18 protein-coding genes and 3 riboswitches are annotated in these 19683 nt (G+C 39.8%); of the genes, 8 read left to right on the top strand and 10 right to left on the bottom strand.

Features of this window, described 5'->3' with window-relative positions:
* Window positions 1–60 precede the first annotated feature (60 nt).
* From B0I26_RS00365 to B0I26_RS00355, 3 genes are all read right to left on the bottom strand, one after another.
* Window positions 61–534: a hypothetical protein gene (locus B0I26_RS00365; RefSeq protein ID WP_146612789.1), complete on the bottom strand. Its 474-nt coding sequence runs from the start codon at window positions 532–534 to the stop codon at window positions 61–63.
* A 172-nt stretch (window positions 535–706) separates the two neighbouring features.
* On the bottom strand, window positions 707–1768 hold the full coding sequence (locus B0I26_RS00360) for a YkvI family membrane protein (RefSeq protein WP_181502650.1): 1062 nt from the start codon (window positions 1766–1768) through the stop codon (window positions 707–709).
* A gap of 147 nt (window positions 1769–1915) precedes the next feature.
* The gene (locus tag B0I26_RS00355; RefSeq protein ID WP_111643493.1) at window positions 1916–2680 is read right to left on the bottom strand and encodes a FixH family protein; all 765 of its coding nucleotides are present in this window, start codon (window positions 2678–2680) and stop codon (window positions 1916–1918) included.
* Window positions 2681–2887: 207 nt separating this feature from the next.
* Here B0I26_RS00355 and B0I26_RS00350 point away from each other — a divergent pair, with 207 nt between their 5' ends.
* Window positions 2888–5023 (top strand): ATP-dependent Clp protease ATP-binding subunit, encoded by a 2136-nt coding sequence (locus B0I26_RS00350; protein ID WP_111643492.1) that lies wholly within the window; start codon window positions 2888–2890, stop codon window positions 5021–5023.
* A gap of 128 nt (window positions 5024–5151) precedes the next feature.
* Here the strand turns inward: B0I26_RS00350 and B0I26_RS00345 are convergent, their stop codons facing one another.
* Window positions 5152–5295: a hypothetical protein gene (locus tag B0I26_RS00345; protein WP_245934683.1), complete on the bottom strand. Its 144-nt coding sequence runs from the start codon at window positions 5293–5295 to the stop codon at window positions 5152–5154.
* A 228-nt stretch (window positions 5296–5523) separates the two neighbouring features.
* Window positions 5524–5707: riboswitch (Lysine riboswitch) on the top strand.
* Between the two features lie 95 nt (window positions 5708–5802).
* Between B0I26_RS00345 and B0I26_RS00340 the strand changes: the two genes are divergently transcribed.
* Window positions 5803–7227, top strand: a complete 1425-nt coding sequence (locus tag B0I26_RS00340; protein WP_111643491.1) for an amino acid permease — start codon at window positions 5803–5805, stop codon at window positions 7225–7227.
* Between the two features lie 65 nt (window positions 7228–7292).
* Here the strand turns inward: B0I26_RS00340 and B0I26_RS00335 are convergent, their stop codons facing one another.
* Window positions 7293–7733, bottom strand: coding sequence for a MarR family winged helix-turn-helix transcriptional regulator (locus tag B0I26_RS00335; RefSeq protein WP_111643490.1), 441 nt, complete (start codon window positions 7731–7733; stop codon window positions 7293–7295).
* Between the two features lie 182 nt (window positions 7734–7915).
* Here B0I26_RS00335 and B0I26_RS00330 point away from each other — a divergent pair, with 182 nt between their 5' ends.
* The 3 genes from B0I26_RS00330 to B0I26_RS00320 all read left to right on the top strand — a co-directional run bounded on the left by B0I26_RS00330 (window position 7916) and on the right by B0I26_RS00320 (window position 11298).
* Window positions 7916–9424 carry an ATP-binding protein gene (locus B0I26_RS00330; RefSeq protein WP_111643489.1) on the top strand — a complete coding sequence of 503 codons (1509 nt, stop codon included), beginning with the start codon at window positions 7916–7918 and terminating at the stop codon, window positions 9422–9424.
* Window positions 9425–9453: 29 nt separating this feature from the next.
* Complete coding sequence (locus B0I26_RS00325) at window positions 9454–10185, top strand: ZIP family metal transporter (RefSeq protein ID WP_111643488.1); 732 nt, start codon at window positions 9454–9456, stop codon at window positions 10183–10185.
* A gap of 198 nt (window positions 10186–10383) precedes the next feature.
* Window positions 10384–11298, top strand: a complete 915-nt coding sequence (locus B0I26_RS00320) for a DMT family transporter (RefSeq protein ID WP_111643487.1) — start codon at window positions 10384–10386, stop codon at window positions 11296–11298.
* A gap of 178 nt (window positions 11299–11476) precedes the next feature.
* Here the strand turns inward: B0I26_RS00320 and B0I26_RS00315 are convergent, their stop codons facing one another.
* From B0I26_RS00315 to B0I26_RS00295, 5 genes are all read right to left on the bottom strand, one after another.
* Entirely contained in the window at window positions 11477–12019 is a 543-nt protein-coding gene (locus tag B0I26_RS00315; RefSeq protein ID WP_111643486.1) for a 1,2-dihydroxy-3-keto-5-methylthiopentene dioxygenase, read from the bottom strand.
* A gap of 132 nt (window positions 12020–12151) precedes the next feature.
* Window positions 12152–12781: a methylthioribulose 1-phosphate dehydratase gene (locus B0I26_RS00310; RefSeq protein ID WP_111643485.1), complete on the bottom strand. Its 630-nt coding sequence runs from the start codon at window positions 12779–12781 to the stop codon at window positions 12152–12154.
* Window positions 12778–13437, bottom strand: coding sequence for a 2-hydroxy-3-keto-5-methylthiopentenyl-1-phosphate phosphatase (locus B0I26_RS00305; protein ID WP_111643484.1), 660 nt, complete (start codon window positions 13435–13437; stop codon window positions 12778–12780). The genes B0I26_RS00310 and B0I26_RS00305 overlap by 4 nt, the downstream gene beginning before the upstream one ends.
* Complete coding sequence (mtnW, locus tag B0I26_RS00300; RefSeq protein ID WP_111643483.1) at window positions 13434–14675, bottom strand: 2,3-diketo-5-methylthiopentyl-1-phosphate enolase; 1242 nt, start codon at window positions 14673–14675, stop codon at window positions 13434–13436. Before mtnW ends, B0I26_RS00305 begins: the two co-directional genes overlap by 4 nt.
* Before the next feature lie 68 nt (window positions 14676–14743).
* A riboswitch (SAM riboswitch) is annotated at window positions 14744–14851 on the bottom strand.
* Between the two features lie 91 nt (window positions 14852–14942).
* The gene (locus B0I26_RS00295; RefSeq protein WP_111643482.1) at window positions 14943–16127 is read right to left on the bottom strand and encodes a pyridoxal phosphate-dependent aminotransferase; all 1185 of its coding nucleotides are present in this window, start codon (window positions 16125–16127) and stop codon (window positions 14943–14945) included.
* 97 nt (window positions 16128–16224) lie between these two features.
* Between B0I26_RS00295 and B0I26_RS00290 the strand changes: the two genes are divergently transcribed.
* The 3 genes from B0I26_RS00290 to mtnA all read left to right on the top strand — a co-directional run bounded on the left by B0I26_RS00290 (window position 16225) and on the right by mtnA (window position 19680).
* Window positions 16225–17013, top strand: coding sequence for a carbon-nitrogen family hydrolase (locus B0I26_RS00290; RefSeq protein ID WP_111643481.1), 789 nt, complete (start codon window positions 16225–16227; stop codon window positions 17011–17013).
* A gap of 127 nt (window positions 17014–17140) precedes the next feature.
* Window positions 17141–17299, top strand: a riboswitch (SAM riboswitch).
* A 133-nt stretch (window positions 17300–17432) separates the two neighbouring features.
* Entirely contained in the window at window positions 17433–18623 is a 1191-nt protein-coding gene (gene mtnK, locus B0I26_RS00285) for an S-methyl-5-thioribose kinase (RefSeq protein ID WP_111643480.1), read from the top strand.
* A gap of 13 nt (window positions 18624–18636) precedes the next feature.
* Window positions 18637–19680: an S-methyl-5-thioribose-1-phosphate isomerase gene (gene mtnA, locus B0I26_RS00280; protein ID WP_111643479.1), complete on the top strand. Its 1044-nt coding sequence runs from the start codon at window positions 18637–18639 to the stop codon at window positions 19678–19680.
* The last annotated feature ends 3 nt before the right edge of the window (window positions 19681–19683 follow it).

Here is a 19683-nt window from a genome sequence, read left to right as displayed (position 1 = left end):
GATATTATATGCCACAACTAAACAATAGGTGTTTCACTCATACAAAGAGTTTGGTTTGCTTTATTGATCTAATGTCCCCGCTATAACTCGTTTCTTATAATAAAGCAACAAACAGCAAACACCGATGAAAAAAAACGGCGACAAATAAATGTAAGAAAAACCGCCAGAAAACATAATAATAAATGAAAGAACAGCGGTTAGCACAATCGGAGCGGAAAAATCTTCTTCTCCAAATATTTGCCATTCAAATAATCCGAATGCCATTCCAAGAAAATAAAGAGAGCAAACAAAATGGTCTTTTCCATCGCCTAATAATAAATTTCCTAACGAAAGAGACAATCCACCTGGTAACAAAAGAAAAGCCATATCCTTTGGAGAACCGCTCAAAAAATAAAACACATGAATGGAAACTCCTAATAAAAACATGAGCAACGGCCATAAATTTGCCCAATACACATCCACTATACGGAACGTTTCTAAAGCGAAGAACACTCCTATTGCGAGCAAAATGAAATATTTCCAAAAGTTCCCCACAAACATTTAACCTCCAGCACCAAAAAATTTCAATCTTTTCAACATAACAAATTCTTTTTATGTAAATGGTTGAAATATAAGGAGTGTTCACCACACGATAAAAGGATTTCCGATAAAATCTCCCTTCACCTTTGATTATGTGAGGAATTTTCGATAAGGTCAATATACTTTATTACGGAATTTTACAGCATACTAAAAAAATAAGAAACAAAATGCTTATATAACCGAAAAGCGGATATAAAAATGACAATAACGAACTGTAATCGACAAGGCTAATTACATACACAATCAGCAAAAGAACAAAAAGCAGAACGATATTCGAAATGGAAAAGTAACTGTGCAGCTGTCTTTGCAATCCAAATATTCCGCCAATCAATGACGTAAAAATTTCTCCGTAAATAACAACAATGTATAGCCAATAAAAAGAAATGAAAAACGTTTTTACCACTTCTGCCATTGGAATGTCATATTTTAACACATCAGGCAGAACTGATAAAGAAATATGGCTGCTCACCAATACAATAAATAATAATATTCCTCCTAAAACAGAGCCTCTTTTAACGATTTGTTCATCTTGAATTTCGCTGGCAAGCGGAACAAGGACCATTTGTGCCATCGCTAGGTTGAAAGCAACATAGGCAAACGGCGACAAGACCCATTTAAAAGAAGAAGGATAAACAATCGCATCCGTTATTTCTAAATCAAATAAAGCGATTGCTGAAGTGGAAAGGCTAAATAGAAGCAGCATTGGAACAATCACGACATTGACGCTGAACAATCCTTTCAAACCAAAAAGCATGACAACAAATGTCAACAAAATTGTCGCAAAGACGCCAAGCTGCTTCGAAATTCCGAGCTGCTCCTCAAAAACCGCTCCAGCCCCTGACAACATCACTGATGCCGTTCCTAATGCAATGAGCATCATCACAAATGTCACAACTGAACTGATTGTTTTCCCAAACAAATAGTCGTTCAATTCTTTATAAGAAGACGCTTTTATCCTGCTGGCAATCAGCATCATCCGCATGCCGAGCCAAATAAATAAAAAACCGCTAATCAATATGCCAAGCAGCCCAAACGGTCCGTATTGCGTGAAAAATTCGACAATTTCCTTTCCTGTCGCAAACCCCGCTCCCACGACCGTCCCTACATAAACCGCCGCTACTTGTATAGCTCCCGACCATTTTGTTATTGCCAATTTGCTCACTCCATTCCTTGTCCTGCATATAGCCATATATATGAAGAAAAGGAGACGGAAAGACGAGCATAACGAAAAAACTGCCTCAAAAACAAAAAGACTGACACCTCAACGACCATATTTATGGACCAATAAGCCATAAATATTGGAAACATTCGAGGGAGTCAGTCCCTGACAAAATCATTATTGTACAACGATTTTTTCAACTTGATGTTCGTGAATATCTCCTTTTTGCACATGAATTTTTACAAAATAAATTCCCGCCTCAGTGAACTTTTTTACTGCCTTATACTCTCCATTTCCTTCCTCTTTCGCATCAATAAATTCATGTTTTTCCGCATTTTCCTTCCAAACTTCAAATTTTACTTGTGCTTCCGATAAAGGTTGACCGTTAAGCTGAATGTTGGCAATCAGAGCTGTATCGGTATTGAGTTGATAAGTTTGTTCGTTTTGAAGTGCAATCATAACATTCGAATGATGGTGGCCATGGTGTTCCCCTTGATGCTCATTTTTATCGTTTGAACTATTTTCAGAATGAGCTGTTTCGTTTCCGTCTACCGTAATTTCTTTCTTTGGCATATTATGCATGCTTCTGGCAGTAACATGCGCAACGATTGAATAAGTTCCAGGTTCAGTAAATGTTTTCTTAACGGAATATTTCCCTTCTCCGCGATGCTCGCCTAGCAACATTTCATGGTCTTCTTCTCCGTTTTTCCAAATTTCAAATTTCACTTCATCAGCATCGGTTACTTTCTCTTTTCCATATGTAACAAGGCAGGCGATTTCTGTTTCTTTATTTAGTTCAATTTTCTCTTCTGTTTGTATTTTTACATCAAGAAACGCCAATTGCTCCGCTTTTTCATTTTCTTCATTCTTTTGAGCGCAGGAAGATAAAATCCCAATGACAATCATCAGAACAAATGCTATAAGATAACTCTTTCTGTTCATGACTTTCTCTCCTTCTATATTTTTCTATCCTTCACTATATCATATTGTCCTTCTTTCCATTTCCACTTTCACAAATCGTTCAAAAGAATTTCTCATCTTTTTCACAAAAAAATTTTTATAAAGTACTTGAAAGTCAAAAAAGGTCAAAGTATAATAAAGTCAGAAAGGTCAAAGATAGTCAAGGTCAAACAGAGGAGGTTGAGACTTATGCTTTGCCAATCTTGTCAACAAAACCAAGCTACAGTGTTTGTAAATCTACAATTTAACAACGAGAAAAAACAAATGCACCTTTGCCGTGCATGTTATGAGAAACAAAATATTGAAATTCCATCCGGCTTTGGTTTCAGCGGCTTTTCACATTTTCCATTTGACGAATTGTTGAACGGGTTTGCTGAACCAAGCTTATTCGAAGTAAAACAGCCAACTTCTCCACAAATGCAGCATGGAAAAGGCGGCGGCTTTTTAGATAAATTCGGCCGCAACTTAACACAGCTTGCTAAAGCCGGTCTCATCGACCCTGTTATCGGCCGTGATAAAGAAATTGAACGTGTCATTGAAATTTTAAACCGGAGAAATAAAAATAACCCTGTATTAATCGGCGAGCCAGGTGTTGGTAAAACCGCGATTGTTGAAGGGCTTGCATTAAGAATTGCTGAAGGAAACGTGCCGGCGAAACTTTTAAACAAAGAAGTATATTTGCTCGATGTGGCTTCCCTTGTCGCCAATACCGGCATCCGCGGGCAATTCGAAGAACGCATGAAACAATTAATTGCGGAGCTGCAACATCGTAAAAATATTATCTTGTTTATCGATGAAATTCATCTGCTTGTCGGTGCCGGTTCAGCGGAAGGCTCTATGGACGCGGGCAATATTTTAAAACCTGCGTTAGCGCGCGGCGAGCTTCAAGTAGTCGGCGCAACGACATTAAAAGAATATCGCCAAATCGAGAAAGACGCTGCGCTTGAACGACGCTTCCAGCCAGTGATGGTACACGAGCCAACAATCGAACAGGCAATTGAAATTTTAAAAGGTATTCAAGAAAAATATGAACAATTCCATCAAGTAAAATATACAGATGAAGCGATTAAAGCGTGCGTCACATTATCACATCGCTATATTCAAGACCGCTTCCTGCCTGACAAAGCGATCGATTTATTAGATGAAGCAGGTTCTAAAGTGAACTTGCGCACCGGTCCAACGGATGAAAAACAAATTCAAGAGCGCCTTGCTCAGCTGGCGAAAGAAAAGGAAAAAGCTGCGAAAGAAGAAAACTACGAATTGGCAGCAAAACTCCGTGATGAAGAATTGAAGCTGGAAAAACAATTAGAAAATAAAGCAGAAGCAGAAAAAGCCATCGTAGACGTAGCCGACATTCAAAAAATCATTGAAGAAAAAACAGGCATTCCTGTTGGTAAACTTCAAGCAAGTGAACAAGAAAAAATGAAAAACTTAGAAGAAAACCTCGCCAAGAAAGTAATCGGACAAAAAGAAGCGGTGAAAAAAGTGGCAAAAGCGATTCGCCGCAGCCGCGCCGGACTGAAAGCAAAAAATCGCCCAATCGCTTCATTCTTATTCGTTGGACCAACTGGTGTCGGTAAAACAGAATTAACGAAAACACTTGCCGAAGAATTATTCGGTTCTAAAGACGCAATGATCCGCCTAGATATGAGCGAATATATGGAAAAGCACTCCGTATCTAAATTAATCGGTTCACCTCCAGGCTATGTCGGCCATGAGGAAGCTGGTCAATTAACAGAAAAAGTGCGCCGCAATCCTTACAGCATTATCTTGTTAGACGAAATTGAAAAAGCGCATCCTGATGTGCAGCACATGTACTTGCAAATTTTAGAGGACGGCCGCTTAACAGACAGCCAAGGGCGCACCGTAAGCTTTAAAGATACCGTCATTATTATGACAAGCAACGCAGGGGTAACAGACAAAAAGATTACCGTTGGTTTCGGCAAAGAAAACGAAAGCAGCCGGACAAGCCTTCTTGATTCATTAAGCTCTTACTTCAAACCTGAATTTTTAAACCGCTTTGATGCGATTATCGAATTTAAACCGCTTGAAAAAGAACATATGTTGCAAATTGTAGAGCTTATGCTTGACGAACTAAAAGCAACATTAAAAGAAGAAGGCATTGAAGTTGATATTTCTCAAGAAGCGAAGGAAAAACTTGCAGAAATCGGCTATCATCCTGCATTCGGCGCTCGTCCGCTTCGCCGTGCGATCCAGGAACATGTCGAGGATCAAATTGCTGATTTGCTTCTTGAACAAGAAGAAGTCAAACATATTCACATTGCCGTTGAAAACGACCGCATTGTTGCAAAAAAGCAGAGATGAACTAACAAAAGAGGCTGTCTCAAATTCCAGGGTCAGATCCCACAACACAATATATAGATCATATATTGGAATAAATGAACTATATATTGTGAAACAAGTATGAGGTCAGACCCTTATGAGACAGCCTCTTACTTTTTCGTTAATCCATGCATAAGAAATTGAATCGTCCGCTCCATTTCACTCTCATCGTCCCATTCCTTTTTAGGCAGAAATAAAACCCGGCAATCGCCGTAATGGTCATGCGACTGAATATGTTCTCCTTTAATTTGCATGAATCCATCAAGTTAATCATCAACAATCGTTTTTTGACGCTATAACTTTTATATCTTTTAATCGCTTCATTAAGGCGTCATCAGTATTGACAATATCTAATTACGGATTCTCGGCTGCTTTTTCATCATAAACTAAAAATATTATTGTATAAAAATACCGTTGACGAAGCTTTCTAAAACATGTATGATTATGACGGCAATTGAATAGTTTTTCTTTCTCTTCAACTAAGATGAGATAGAGGCTGCAATGAGTAAGAGTAATTTGAAGGAGATTCAGAGAAATCGATGATCTCAAATGAAAGGATTCATTGCCGAAGTTTGCAATGGACTCTGACGTTGCAAACTGGGACTGTCTCCGAATAGGAACAGGACTGTCATCGTTTTGATTAAACGATGGAGAACTATCAGTCTTAAGTTTGATGCGGATGTTTATGCACCCGTAGAAAACTTAGGGTGTATTTTTTTATGCAAAATCGTGCATTGAATCGCAAGAAAGGAGATTGAACGTTGCAACAAAATAAACTAGGAATTTGGCTTCTAACAGCATTAGTCGTTGGCAACATGGTAGGTTCTGGAATTTTTATGCTTCCCCGCACACTAGCTGAAGCAGCAAATCCTGCCGGCGTAGTTTTAGCATGGCTGCTAACGGGAGCAGGAGTGCTTATGACGGCTCTCGTGTTTGGAAGTTTAGCGATTCGCAAACCGGAGTTAAACGGCGGGCCGCAAATTTATGCGAAAGAGTTATTCCCAAGAGGTTCAAATACCTCCACATTGTCTGGTTTTATGTCTTCATGGGGATATTGGATTGGCAATTTTGCCGGTAACGTAGCCATCATTACGACATTTACGAGCTATTTGTCAACATTCTTTCCGGTTTTAACGAGCAAACAGTCGTTATTTATGATTGGTTCTCTAGATTTGAAGCTTGGAAATTTCTTGACATTTATTGTATGTACTCTTTTGCTATGGGGAATGCACTTTATTATTTTGCGCGGCATTGAAGACGCCGGAAAATTAAACTTTGTTGCCACAGCGGCAAAAGTGCTAGGATTTTTCTTATTTATTGTCATCAGTTTGTTCGCTTTTGAAAAAAGCAATATCGGTCCGTTTACTGCGCCGCGGTATGACGAAACAGGCCAAGCAATCGGACTTTTAAGCCAAGTAAACAATGCAGCTGTAACGACATTGTGGGCATTTGTTGGTATTGAGTCGGCCATCGTATTTGCTTCACGCGCTCGAAAACAATCAGATGTAAAGCGGGCAACGATTCTTGGACTTTTCATTGCCCTTGCCATTTATATTAGCATCAGCATACTTGTTATGGGCTTGCTGCCGCAAGAAAAGCTGATTCAGTCAGAAAAACCGCTTGTTGATGCGATTGAAACAATTTTGGGCCCTAGTGGAGCTTACATTCTTGCCGGACTTGGTTTAATCAGCCTTTTAGGTTCAACGTTAGGCTGGGTATTGTTGAGTGCCGAAGTTCCTTATCAGGCGGCAAAGCAAGGACTCTTTATGCCAGCCTTTTTAAAAGAAAACAAAAAAGGAATGCCGAAGTTTTCATTGATTGTTTCCAATGTCCTGGCACAAATCTTTATTTTTTCAACGATCTCTAATTCCATGTCAGCAGCATTTGATTTTGTTATTTATATCGCGACATTGGCATATCTTGTTCCGTATTTAATTTCCTCTTTGTTCCAGTTAAAACTTACGATTACTGGAGAAACGTATGAGTTGTCCAATAAAGGCAGAGTTACTGACGGCATTATTGCTGCTTTGGCAACCATTTATTCCATTTGGGTCATCATCGCTGGAACAGCTGATTTAAAAACGTTTATGCTTGGCGTTGGTTTGCTCGCAAGCGGAATTTTCTTCTATCCACAAGTAAAAAGAGCCAGCCAAGAAGAAACGAATACAAAAAAGCTGTCAGCATAACGGCAAAAGAGAAAACTGCCTCATAATTTTGCCAAAAAATAAGCGGCCGCTTATGAAAGCACCGCTTATTTTTTGGCACTATATCCTAATTTTTTAAGCAATTCGATCAGCTGGTCTTTCTCCTGAACCGTAAGTCCTGAGACAATTTCATGAATCGTTTGTTCATGCTCAGGAAATACCTTTTCAATAAATTGCTTCCCTTTCTCCGTAATCGAAGCGTAAGTAACCCGTCTATCCTTTTCACAGGCTTTGCGGACAATCAGCCCTTTTTGTTCGAGCTTATCGATTACATATGTAATGCTGCCGCTGGCAAGCAAAATTTTTTCGCCGATTTGCTGAAGCGGCTGATCGCCTTTATGATAAAGCAGCTCTAGTACAGCAAACTCTGTCGGATTGACACCAAAACTATGAATGGATTTATTTACTTGATCGTTTACCGCCCGATATGCCCGCGATAAAACAATAAACAATTTTAGCGATTGATCCAAGTCTTCTCTTCTTGTCATTCGTATCAAATCCTTTAATCTCGAATTCAAAATAATTCTACTGAAAACATCATATTTTGTCAATAAAGCTCATTTATGATGAGAGATTTTGTAATTAAACCTATATCTATTAATGACTGATTCATTTTTATTATATTATAATGTATAGTATGAGCAATGATTGTTCTAAGGAGAAATAGCTAATGAAACAAAATAGGTTCAAAAATCTCACATTATATATCGTAGTTGTTATCATTCCTTCTATCATAGGAATTTTTTATTTTACGCATGCAAAATATAATGACTTAGTTCATGAGAACATAAATGAAACGAAAAAAATGGTTGACCTTCATAAAAATCATATTGAACAGTTTATTGGAGAAACCGTTACAAGCTTAGAGATGCTTTCTCTTGTACTTAGCAGCGAAAATCAGCTGCTTTCAAATAATCAGTACATAAAAGATATATTAGTAAAAACATATTATAAAGACCCGCGTTTTTTTAGTATTTATTTAGCAAGCTCCAACGGTGAAATCATAACGGGAACGAGGGATGCTCAAGAAGGAACGGCAATTTTTTCCCGTAGTTATTTCCAAACAGCGCTGCAAACGCGGAAAACTTCCATCTCTGAAGCATATTATAATGAGAAAAACGATCAATATATCGTAACAATTGCCAGCCCTGTTTTTAATCAGGCTGATGAAATTCAAGCATTTTTAGTCGCTGATTTACGTCTTGATTATATTGAAAATATCATTAAACTTGTAAATCCAGATTTATCTTTAAAAATTTACGATATGAACCATGTTGTGATCGCTAAAACGAAACAGCAAGAAAATGATGATGATAAAAAGTTTTCTGTTACAAGCTACCTTAACAATGTACCTTGGATGATTGCCGCAAAACCACTGCCGCTCGACTATCAAAAATTGCTGTCACTATCGATTGTATATATTTTGCTTATTCTAGTAATCACTCATATCATCTTTTTATTCATTAAGTATATATTACTTAAACGCAAAACAACGTATGAACGCATACAAAACGAAGCACAAAAATTAGAGTTAGTCGGCACATTAGCAGCGAGCACAGCTCACGAAATTCGTAATCCGCTTACAGGGATTAAAGGTTTTATTCAGCTGCTAAGTGAAAAATACAAAGATGAAGAATCTCAACTTTATTTTTCCGTTATTAAGAAAGAAATAAATCGAATCAATCAAATTGTCAGCGAGTTTTTAATGCTAGGAAAACCGACGGTACAAAAATTTGAGCGTCACGATTTGCGGGAAATTATTGAAGAGCTATCACCGATTATCGATTCGCAGGCTCATTTGCATAACGTCGTTTATCAAACGTTCATCGAGCCTGCTCCATTAATCGTTCTTTGCTCGAAAGACCACATTAAGCAAGTGATTTTAAATTTAACAAAAAATGCTCTTGAAGCGATGCCTTTAGGAGGCGTATTAACGATTTCGTTAAGCAGGGAAAACGATAGTTGTAAATTAGAAATCTCTGATACTGGTGAAGGAATACCGGAAGAAGCTCTTTCCAAAATTTTTACACCATTTTTTACAATGAAAGATACAGGAACAGGGCTAGGTCTTGTCGTATGCCAACGAATTGTTCATATGCACAAAGGAAAAATTGAAATTAAAAGCAAAGTAAATGAAGGAACCGTTGTATCTATTTGCTTGCCGATTAGTAAAGAATAAATCAAAAAATTGATTTTAGAGGGAGCGATATGGAACAAGTATTAGCTGGAAGCGTATTGTCTGCTCTTTCCACCGGTTTAGGAGCCATTCCAATTTTATTTTTTTCGCGCTCTATTACCCATCATGGGCGCGACCTTTTATTAGCATTCACAGCTGGGATCATGATGGCAGCTTCCATGATGGGATTGATACCGGAAGCATTGCATGCAGGCGGCTTTTTTTCTGTTGCCATTGGGCTTTTTTTCGGTGTGTTAACATTAACAACTCTTGAAAAAACAATTCCTCACATTGACTTACAACACTCAAAAGAAGGAATTCAGTTTGATGAAAAAGCGATGTTGATTATTGCCGCCATCACTTTACATAACATTCCAGAAGGATTGTCTGTCGGTGTTAGCTACGCTTCCAATGTTTCTGACACCGGCAATCTCATCGCTCTTGCGATTGGATTTCAAAACGCTCCGGAAGGCTTTTTAGTTGCATTATTTTTGATTAAACAAAACATCGGAAAATGGAAATCGTTCATCATTGCAACATTAACTGGAGCGATTGAAATTGTTGGATCACTCTTCGGCTTTTATTTAACAGCCATTTTTGAACGTCTCATTCCTTATGGCCTCGCATTCGCTGCCGGGGCGATGTTATTTATCATTTATAAAGAATTAATTCCAGAAAGCCATGGCGACGGCAACGAACGAACAGCCACCTATGCCTTTATTCTCGGATTGTTGACCATGATTTTTTTGATGGAAACTTTTTAAGCAGAGTGCCCAGAAGCAAAGTATCAGACCTCGCAACACAATATATAGTATGCCTGAGAGCAATTAAATGGGTCGGCCTCTTTTTTATCTCAATGAACATTTGCAAACAGAATTATTTTTGTTTTACTTGAACATATTAATGTCGATTTTTTAATCTAAACTTATAATTCGATAAAATGATAGATTGGGATGAAACATATGGAACAGCAGGAAGAATGGAAATATTACTTTCTATTATTATTTACGAGCTTTTTATGGGGCGGCAATTTTGTTGCCGGAAAATTTCTTGTTGGGTATGCCTCTCCTCTTGTTTTAACAGAAATGCGCTGGCTTTTGGCGATCGCTTGTCTTCTTCCATTTGTTTGGTGGAAAGAAAGACGCCTTTCTTTTCCGAAAATTGCGCTATTGCCGCTTATTTTTATGGGACTGACGGGTGTGCTTTTATTTAATTTGTTCCTGTTTAAAGCTTTGGAATATACAACCGCTGATAATGTCGGGCTTTTATCGACGCTTAATCCGATTTCCATTGCGATTGTTTCTTACTTCGTTTACAAAGAAAAATTAACAATTCGCCAGTGCATCGCAATGGCTATTTCTTTTATTGGGATTTTAATCGTCATGATTCACGGTGATTGGCGAAAGCTTGTTCATCTTCATTTTAACATCGGAGATTTATATATGTTAGGAGCTGTCGCGATTTGGGGATTATATTCTGTCTTTGCAAAAGAGGCAATGAAATTTGTCTCTGCTTTTAAGGCGACACTTTGGTCGGGAATTTTCGGTGCCATCATGATTATTCCGTTCATCTCCTCCTATACAATAACAGAACCTAATCTTTCATTTTGGAGTGCGCTCATATATACAGGTGTAGGAGCAACCGTATTGGCGATGATTTTTTGGAACATCGGCATTCAAAAAGTGGGCAGCACGAAGTCCGGGATGTTTTTGAATTTCAATCCGATTTTTACCGCGCTGCTCGCTTATATATTGTTAGGGGAAAAAATGTATACTTCACAATTGCTCGGCAGCATCATTGTCATCAGCGGACTTCTCCTTTTCACATCAAAACCAAAACAGAGAGAAAATAAACGATTCAAACAAAAGATTAGTTAGAATACGAACGTTTTATAATTCATGTCTTAATACTCTTTTGCACGACTTCTTCAACCGACCTGCACTATTAGTTGAAAAAGAAAACCAACAACGTTATTATATCTTTAAACGAAAATAAAGAAAGAAATGAAAAGCGTAGAAATCAACGAATGACCTCTACGCTTTTTCATTGTTTTACTTATTTAATGACTTCTTCTTTTTCTTCATAAGGATGTGCAACCCAGCCTGATGGATCAATGAACAAACGAACGGCTACTACTTGGCGGTCTTCCATCAATGTGAAGAAATGCGGATTGCCTTCTGGTACAGAAATAACATCACCCGCTTCTAGCTCGACATCAAAATAACCTGTTTGCTCATCTCCCTTGATAATAAAAATACCGTGACCTGCTATGATCGCGCGGACTTCGTCTTCCGTATGAATGTGTACTTGTTCGAACTTCTTCAGTAACTCATCCAGATTCGGAGTAGCATCTGATAAAGCTACCACATCCCAAGCTTTATAGCCTCTTCTTGCCGCTAAATTTTCAATCTCTTCTTTGAAGGTTGCTAAAATCTCTTCCTTTTCTCCATCAGTAAGTACAAACTTTTCTTTCAAACGATCCGGCAATTTATTAATATCCCAATGCTCATAAAGAACTCCCTGCTTTTCTAAGAAACGTAATACATTCTCTTCACCTTTAATGATTTCCCCTGTCTTTCTGATTTTAATGACTGCCATTTTGACTTCTCCTCCTTATATTGATTTGTTTGATAATCTAAATCTTTTACGTAGAAGCAGTTTTTATTCTGCCAGCCTGACCGGTTAGTTGAAGAAGAATACGAATGTCAACAGAAGCATCGTTTCAAGCATCTAAACTGACATGATGGCACGCTTAAAAGCTAACAATTTCACATGATAGCTGAATAAAAATTCCCACGCTTCTAAAAACTTCTTCGCTTCAAATGCGTCGCGTCCCCATACGGTAATTCCGTGATTGCGGATGAGAACCGCTCCTGCATCGTCTTTTACATGCTTCGAAAATTCGTCAGCCAACGTTGGAATATGGGCGTAATTTTTAATAATCGGAATGCGAACAACAGCATCTTCTTCCCATAAACCAAATGCTTTAATAATCTCCTGCCCGGTAAATGTCACTTCCTTCGCATCACCGTAAAGCTCGGAAATCACATTATTGTCAATCGTATGAACATGAAGAACACAACCAGCGTTTGTTTTGTTATAGATCTCCACATGCAAAAGCGTTTCCGCAGAAGGTTTCAAATGTGTTGGTTCTGCCGGTTTTCCGGACGCATCAACAAGAAGAAAATCTTCCGCTGTCCGCTTTCGCTTATCCTTGCCGCTTGCCGTGACAAGAAATGTCAACGGTTCATCGGTTACTTTAATGGAAAGATTGCCGCTTGTCGCAAAAAACCAATCTCGTTTAGCCAGTTCATCTTTAACATCCGCTAACTCTTCCCATTTTTTTACTAGCAAGCTCATACATTCACCTCCATCCCCTCTAACAAATCAATAACATCAAAAAATGTAGAAAATGGCGTATGGGAAAGACCTAGTTCCTTGCATTTTTCAAGAAGAAAATCGCGGGCAATCACATGATCAGCCAGCTTTGCCGCCTGCAAATCGGTAATCGAATCGCCAATGACAATCGTGAATGGTTCATTTTTTGCCAGCTTTCTTAAGAGCGACGGCTTGCAGCAGCCGCATTCGTTGTGACAGTGCTCATCGCAAGAGTACGGCCATAAAATTTTAATCGTCTCCCCGCTAAAATCAGAACCGTTGCAAAAAATTTTCTCTTTTTCTACCAATCCTTCAAGGAGCGGATAGACAAAAAAATCGATTCCGCCGCTGACAATATAAAGCGGGATATCGTTTTGTTTTGTATAGGCAACAAATTCAGAAAACCCATCACGAATAACAGCATTTTTTAAGATAAATTCCGTAATCTCATCTTTCCGGTGTGACGGAAGCAGGGAAAACATCCTGCCTACTCCCTCTTGAATGGATATGCGCTGCGCCAGCACATCATCCTTAATCGCTTCCCATTCGGGAGGAGCAAATTGTTTCATAATGGCAATAATGTTATCGCTGTTTGTAATCGTTCCGTCAAAATCGCAAAAAATGATTGGCTTGCTCATACGTTCACCTCATGTGCTCCCCATAAAGCAATCGCTTTTTTAAGAGCCTCATTTTCCTTTGCCGCTTCCTGCAGTGACCGTCCTGATAAAACGGCAGCAACTGCAGCACGGAACGCTTTTCCGCCGCCAACTGCCCCATCCGGATGACCGTGTACGCCGCCTCCCGCGTTAATGACACAATCATTGCCAAAATCACGGACTAACAACGGTACTAATCCTGGATGAATGCCAGCTGATGGTACTGGGAACGTTCTTTTCAGCTGCTCATCTTCTTTCGTCAGTTCGTCAGCAATGCTCTGCGCCTCATTCTTATCAAGGGCAACGCTGCCGTATGGCGACGGGAATAATGAAAAATCAGCCCCTGCCAAACGGAGCAGTTTTCCCAGCAGAAGCGGACTGGCAATGCCGTAAAATTCAGAAGGTGTAAGTGCACCGCTAACAGCCGGATGAGCCATAATCGGAATCTCAATTTCTTTATCTTCGCGTAAACCTTGCAATACATCCAGACCATAAGCAAAAACGTTGAATAACAATATGTCAGCGCCAAGTTCCACCGCTCGCTTCGCCTTTTCCTTCAACTCGAATGTTTTACCGGATAAGTTAACAGCATATAACGTTTTCTGCCCCGTCTTCTCATAAACTTCCTGCAGTACTTTTTTTCCTACGGCGATCCGCTTTTCAAACGGCGTTCGTTCATTTTCAAATAAAATCTCATCGTCTTTAATCAAATCCACCCCGCCAAGCGCCTGCTCTTTTAACTGTTCAGATAAATACTGTAAATTGCGGCCGATGACACCTTTAAAAATACTCATCACAAGCGGGCGATCGTAAACTCCTAATTTTTCCCGAATTCCTTCAATGCCATAGCGCGGACCTGGAAACGCTTGTTTCAGTTCAGCAGAAAACTGTAAATCTATTAATTTCACTTCCCCATCAAGCGAAAGTTTTCCAAACACCGTCGTTAAAATCGCCGGCAAATCAGCGCTGAAATTAACGCTCGGATAAGCAATTTTTACAAGCGCACGATGGACTTTTTTACCGAGATATTGATTGACTCGTTCATTCTCCTCAAGCGGTATAATGCTGACAACAGTCCCTTTATGCTTGCGAAGCTGCTCTTGCTCTAACAGCGGCAAATCAGTCCAGGAACCGACTGTTAAACCAAGAGCAATCCCTTCCGCTTTTTTCGCTAAATCTTTCACATCATGAATGAGATAGGTAGCAATTACTTGACTCATTGTTGAACCCTCTTTCCACGCTTTTCAATAAAAAAACCTCTTCATAAGAAGAGGCTAGTCGTTCGCTCTTCTTATCTCTCAGCGTATCGCTGCAAGAATTAGCACCGTGCTTAAAGCTAGTTAAGCCGGTTGCCGGGCTTCATCGGGCTCGTCCCTCCGCCTACTCTTGATAAGAATGCTATCTTAAATATTCAATTTTTCAGAATTTTTATTTTCGCAAATTTAATTCGAATTATGACAGGAATTTTTTGTTGTGTCAATTATTTTTTATACTTTATCATGAAAAAGATTGAGCTTGGCGATTCGCTCAGCTGCTTCCTCTAAACGCTCTTGGCTTGTCAGCAAACCTGCACGCACATATCCTTCCCCATATTCGCCAAAACCAATTCCTGGCGCAACAACTACATGCGCTTTTTCAAGAAGCAAATCAGCAAACGTTTCTGACGTGAATCCTTTTGGAACAGGAAGCCACGCAAAAAACGATCCTGCCGGAGCAGTGACGTCCCAGCCAATGTCTTTTAAAGCACGAATAAAAACATTGCGCCGCGATTCGTATAACTCAACAAGTTCATTCACACAATCCTGCGGTGCTAAAAGCGCATGTGCTGCCGCTTCTTGTATCGCACCAAAAATGCTCACGTAAAGATGATCCTGCAATAGATTGAGCGCCTCGATGACGTTTTCATTTCCAACAGCAAAGCCGACGCGCCAACCAGCCATATTGTATGTTTTTGAAAATGTATAAATTTCAATTCCAACTTCTTTTGCTCCATCTGTTTGCAAAAAGCTCAGCGGTTTTTGACCGTCAAAACCGATTGCACCGTAAGCGAAATCATGAACGACACATATATCATTTTTGGCCGCAAAAGAGACGGTTTCCGCAAAAAACTCCTTTGTGGCAATCGCTCCCGTCGGATTGTTCGGATAGTTCAAAAACATTAATTTCGCGTTTTCTGCTACGTTTAAAGGCAGCTCCTTATAGTCAGGCAAAAAGCCGTTTTCCGCCCTTAAAGGCATCATTTCCATTTTCGCTCTCGCAAGCGCAATACCAGACCAATAATCAGGATAGCCCGGGTCAGGAACGAGAACAACATCTCCCGGATTGACTAAACATTGGGGAATTTCAACAAGTCCGGCTTTTCCGCCAAATAAAATCGCCACTTCCTTTTCCGGATCAAGCTTCACGTTATATTCCCGCTCATAAAAGGCTGCCACCGCCTCTTTTAAAAAATGATAGCCGCGAAATGGCGAATATTTATGATAACGCGGATTAGCTGCCGCTTTTTGCAGCGCTTCGACAATATGCCCGGGAGTCGGCTGGTCCGGATTCCCCTGTCCGAGATTAATGACATCGTGCCCTTGGGCAATCACTCTTCCGACTTTTTCAACGAGCGAAGCAAAAAACTGCTTCGGCAAGCTTTGTAATAAATCTGATTGCACAAAATTTTTCATCGCTTACACCTACTCAAAAATTTCTTGAAATTCTAGTCACAAATCATATATCGTAAAAATCAAATTGTAAAGTTAAATTTTTCGAGGTGAAAAAATAATGTCTTTAAAAATTGCTTGTATTCAGCTTGATATTGCGTTTGGCCATCCTGAAGAAAACAAAAAAAGGGTTCGCACTGAAATTGAAAAAGTGATGCTGCAGCAGCCGGATATTATTGTTCTTCCTGAATTATGGTCAACAGGATACGATTTAACACGGCTTGATGCCATTGCTGATGAAGATGGTTCCGATACAAAAGCATTTATTAGCGAACTTTCCCGTCTGTACAATGTCCATATTGTCGCAGGTTCCATTGCCAAAAAAACGGATACAGGCGTTACGAACACGATGTATGTCGTGAACCGTCACGGAGAAATTGTCTCGGAATATAGCAAACTTCATCTTTTCAAACTAATGGATGAGCATTTATATTTGCAGCCTGGAGAAACAGAAGGACTGTTCACTCTTGAAAACACATTATGCGCGGGAGTAATTTGTTATGATATTCGCTTTCCGGAATGGCTTCGCGTTCATACAACAAAAGGCGCAGAAATTGTTTTTGTTGTTGCCGAATGGCCTCTGCCCCGCCTTAACCATTGGCGTGTGCTGCTGCAGGCGCGGGCGATTGAAAATCAATGCTACGTCATCGCCTGCAATCGCGCTGGAAAAGATCCGAACAACATCTTTGCCGGACATTCGATGGTGATTGATCCATGGGGAGAGATTATTACCGAAGCGGATGAAAATCCTTGTTCCATCGTGGCACAAATTGATTTAGATAAAGTGAAACAAGTGCGTAAGCAAATTCCGATTTTCGCTGATCGCCGCCCTGAACGATATACGAATTAAAAAATTTTTTTCAAAAAAGGTATTGACAAAAATTCTACTTTCCATGTATGATTCGAATCAAGTGAAAAACGAAATAATTTTCGTTTGATTCAAAAAATTAAGAACAATCAAATATACTGGTTCAAAACTCTTATCAAGAGTTGGCTGAGGGAATTGGCCCAATGAAGCCCAGCAACCGGCCGTAATACTATCGTGAGATAGGGCGCATCATTCGCGCCGGAAAAAAATTCCGCAAGGTACGGTGCTAAGTCCAACAGAAAGAGAAACTCTTTCTGAAAGATAAGAGGTGAGAAGGGAAATCTTCAAGCCTCTTTCCATATGCGAAAGAGGCTTTTATTTATGTGTATGTGTGAACTACCCGCTGCTTCACCTCGTATGAAGTGAGTTATATGTAAAAAATATTAAGGAGGCGTTATCACATGGCGATTTCTAAACAGTCCGTATATGAACCGTTAACAGAAAGCACAGCTATTTCTCTTGCCCTTCGTCTAGGGTTGTTTCCTGAAGGTACACCGCTTACATGCCGTGAAATCGGAGACGGCAACTTAAATCTTGTCTTTCACATCGTTGACCAAAATACGAACAAAGGAATTATTATCAAACAAGCATTGCCTTACGCGAAAGTTGTCGGGGAAAGCTGGCCGTTGACGTTAAAACGAGCCGTCATTGAAAGCAACGCCTTGCGTACATTTGCCAGCTATGTCCCGGAGTATGTCCCGAAAGTTTACTATTCCGATGAATCTTTAGCGGTTACGGTGATGGAAGATTTATCTCATTTGCAAATCGCCCGCAAAGGACTTATCGAAGGAAAAACATATCCGCTTCTTTCACAACATATTGGCGAATTTTTAGCGAAAACATTGTTTTATACGTCTGATTTCGGGCTTAACCAGCAGCAGAAAAAGCAGCTGGCACAAAGCTTTGTAAATCCGGAATTATGTAAAATTACTGAAGATCTCGTGTTCACTGATCCATTCTTTGACCATGACACAAATAATTTTGAAGAAGAGTTGCGCGATGATGTGGAAGCACTTTGGAACGATTCAGCATTAAAGCTTGAAACAGCAAAACTGAAAAGAAAGTTTTTAACGGAAGGCGATGCGCTTTTACATGGTGATTTACATACAGGAAGCATTTTTGCAAGCGATGAAGAAACGAAAGTCATCGATCCGGAGTTTGCCTTTTATGGTCCGATTGGCTTTGACCTCGGACAGTTTTTTGCAAACTTGCTCTTAAATGCGTTGTCCCGAAATGAAGAAGAAAGAGAACCTTTATTTGTTCATGTTGAGAAAACGTGGAAAGTGTTTCGAGAAACGTTTTCCGAGCTTTGGGAAAATCACAATGTAGAAACTTATGCAAAAGTTCCGGGATTTTTGCAGGAAGTATTAGACAAAGCGTTTACGGACGCCATCGGGTTTGCCGGTTGCGAAATCATTCGCCGCACGATCGGGTTAGCACACGTCGCTGATCTTGACGGCATTGAAGAAAAGGAAAAACGCCTAAACGCCAAACGCCATGCACTTCGACTCGGAAAAACGCTAATTTTAAAGCGCGAATCAATTAGCGAAATCCAAGAAATTCGCGAACTTTTCGCACAAACAGCTGAATAAGGAGAGAGCTTCAATGAATGAAACCGTAACAATTCCACGCTCAGTGGAATGGAATGAGACTCATATTACAATTTTAAATCAACAAAAGCTGCCATTAGAGACTGAATATTTAGAATTAAAAGAGATTAAGGATGTATGGGAAGCGATTTTCTCACTAAAAGTACGTGGTGCTCCTGCCATCGGCATTACAGCAGCATACGGACTTGCTCTGGCAGCACAAAGTTATCAAACTGAATCCATCATCAAGTTTAAACAGCTTTTACAAAAAGACCGGGACTATTTAGCAAGCTCGCGGCCCACGGCTGTTAATCTTTTTTGGGCCCTTGATCGCTTGCTTTCCAGCGTCGAAAACGTCTCTTCCGTCAATGAAGCAAAAACAACGCTCATTCATGAAGCGATTTGCATTCAAATTGAAGATGAGGAAGTTTGCCGGCAAATCGGCGAACACGCTTTATCACTTTTTAAAGATGGTGACAAAATATTAACGATTTGTAACGCCGGCTCCATCGCTACCGCCAAATATGGCACTGCGCTTGCCCCTTTCTATTTGGCGAAAGAAAAAGGCATTGAGTTAAAAGTATTCGCTTCTGAAACGAGACCTGTATTGCAAGGAGCAAGATTAACAACATGGGAGCTTATGAAAGCCGGAGTGGATGTAACACTTATTACAGATAATATGGCAGCCCAAACGATTCTCACAAAAGGAATTAACGCTGTCATCGTCGGGGCGGATCGCATCGCCGCTAACGGTGATACAGCAAATAAAATCGGCACATTCGGGCTCGCCTTGCTCGCTAAAGCATTTAACATTCCGTTTTATGTCGCTGCTCCCCTGTCAACGATCGATTTAAAAACAAATACGGGAGCCGACATTCCAATTGAAGAGCGAAACGCAGATGAAGTTACCCATATTTCCGGAACTCGTATCGCTCCAGAGGGAGTAAAAGTATACAACCCTGCCTTTGATGTAACACCAAACGAACTGATTACTGCCATTATTACAGAGAAAGGAATTATTCGCGGAAATTATACAGAAGCTCTTGCAAATTTATTTTAAGGA

Origin of the sequence: Paranoxybacillus vitaminiphilus, assembly GCF_003259935.1 — a bacterium.
Taxonomy (GTDB): domain Bacteria; phylum Bacillota; class Bacilli; order Bacillales; family Anoxybacillaceae; genus Paranoxybacillus; species Paranoxybacillus vitaminiphilus.
Note: the sequence above shows the minus strand (reverse complement) of the source record. Positions and strands in the feature narration are given on the sequence as shown.

Excerpts from the sequence above, each read along its gene's own strand:
- B0I26_RS00360 (WP_181502650.1), bottom strand. The coding sequence starts at position 1,768 with ATGGCTATATGCAGGACAAGGAATGGAGTGAGCAAATTGGCAATAACA.
- B0I26_RS00295 (WP_111643482.1), bottom strand. The coding sequence starts at position 16,127 with ATGAAAAATTTTGTGCAATCAGATTTATTACAAAGCTTGCCGAAGCAG.
- B0I26_RS00355 (WP_111643493.1), bottom strand. The coding sequence starts at position 2,680 with ATGAACAGAAAGAGTTATCTTATAGCATTTGTTCTGATGATTGTCATT.
- B0I26_RS00320 (WP_111643487.1), top strand. The coding sequence starts at position 10,384 with ATGGAACAGCAGGAAGAATGGAAATATTACTTTCTATTATTATTTACG.
- B0I26_RS00305 (WP_111643484.1), bottom strand. The coding sequence starts at position 13,437 with ATGAGCAAGCCAATCATTTTTTGCGATTTTGACGGAACGATTACAAAC.
- B0I26_RS00330 (WP_111643489.1), top strand. The coding sequence starts at position 7,916 with ATGAAACAAAATAGGTTCAAAAATCTCACATTATATATCGTAGTTGTT.
- B0I26_RS00335 (WP_111643490.1), bottom strand. The coding sequence starts at position 7,733 with ATGACAAGAAGAGAAGACTTGGATCAATCGCTAAAATTGTTTATTGTT.
- B0I26_RS00315 (WP_111643486.1), bottom strand. The coding sequence starts at position 12,019 with ATGGCAGTCATTAAAATCAGAAAGACAGGGGAAATCATTAAAGGTGAA.
- mtnK (WP_111643480.1), top strand. The coding sequence starts at position 17,433 with ATGGCGATTTCTAAACAGTCCGTATATGAACCGTTAACAGAAAGCACA.
- B0I26_RS00325 (WP_111643488.1), top strand. The coding sequence starts at position 9,454 with ATGGAACAAGTATTAGCTGGAAGCGTATTGTCTGCTCTTTCCACCGGT.
- mtnA (WP_111643479.1), top strand. The coding sequence starts at position 18,637 with ATGAATGAAACCGTAACAATTCCACGCTCAGTGGAATGGAATGAGACT.
- B0I26_RS00345 (WP_245934683.1), bottom strand. The coding sequence starts at position 5,295 with ATGCAAATTAAAGGAGAACATATTCAGTCGCATGACCATTACGGCGAT.
- B0I26_RS00350 (WP_111643492.1), top strand. The coding sequence starts at position 2,888 with ATGCTTTGCCAATCTTGTCAACAAAACCAAGCTACAGTGTTTGTAAAT.
- B0I26_RS00290 (WP_111643481.1), top strand. The coding sequence starts at position 16,225 with ATGTCTTTAAAAATTGCTTGTATTCAGCTTGATATTGCGTTTGGCCAT.
- mtnW (WP_111643483.1), bottom strand. The coding sequence starts at position 14,675 with ATGAGTCAAGTAATTGCTACCTATCTCATTCATGATGTGAAAGATTTA.
- B0I26_RS00310 (WP_111643485.1), bottom strand. The coding sequence starts at position 12,781 with ATGAGCTTGCTAGTAAAAAAATGGGAAGAGTTAGCGGATGTTAAAGAT.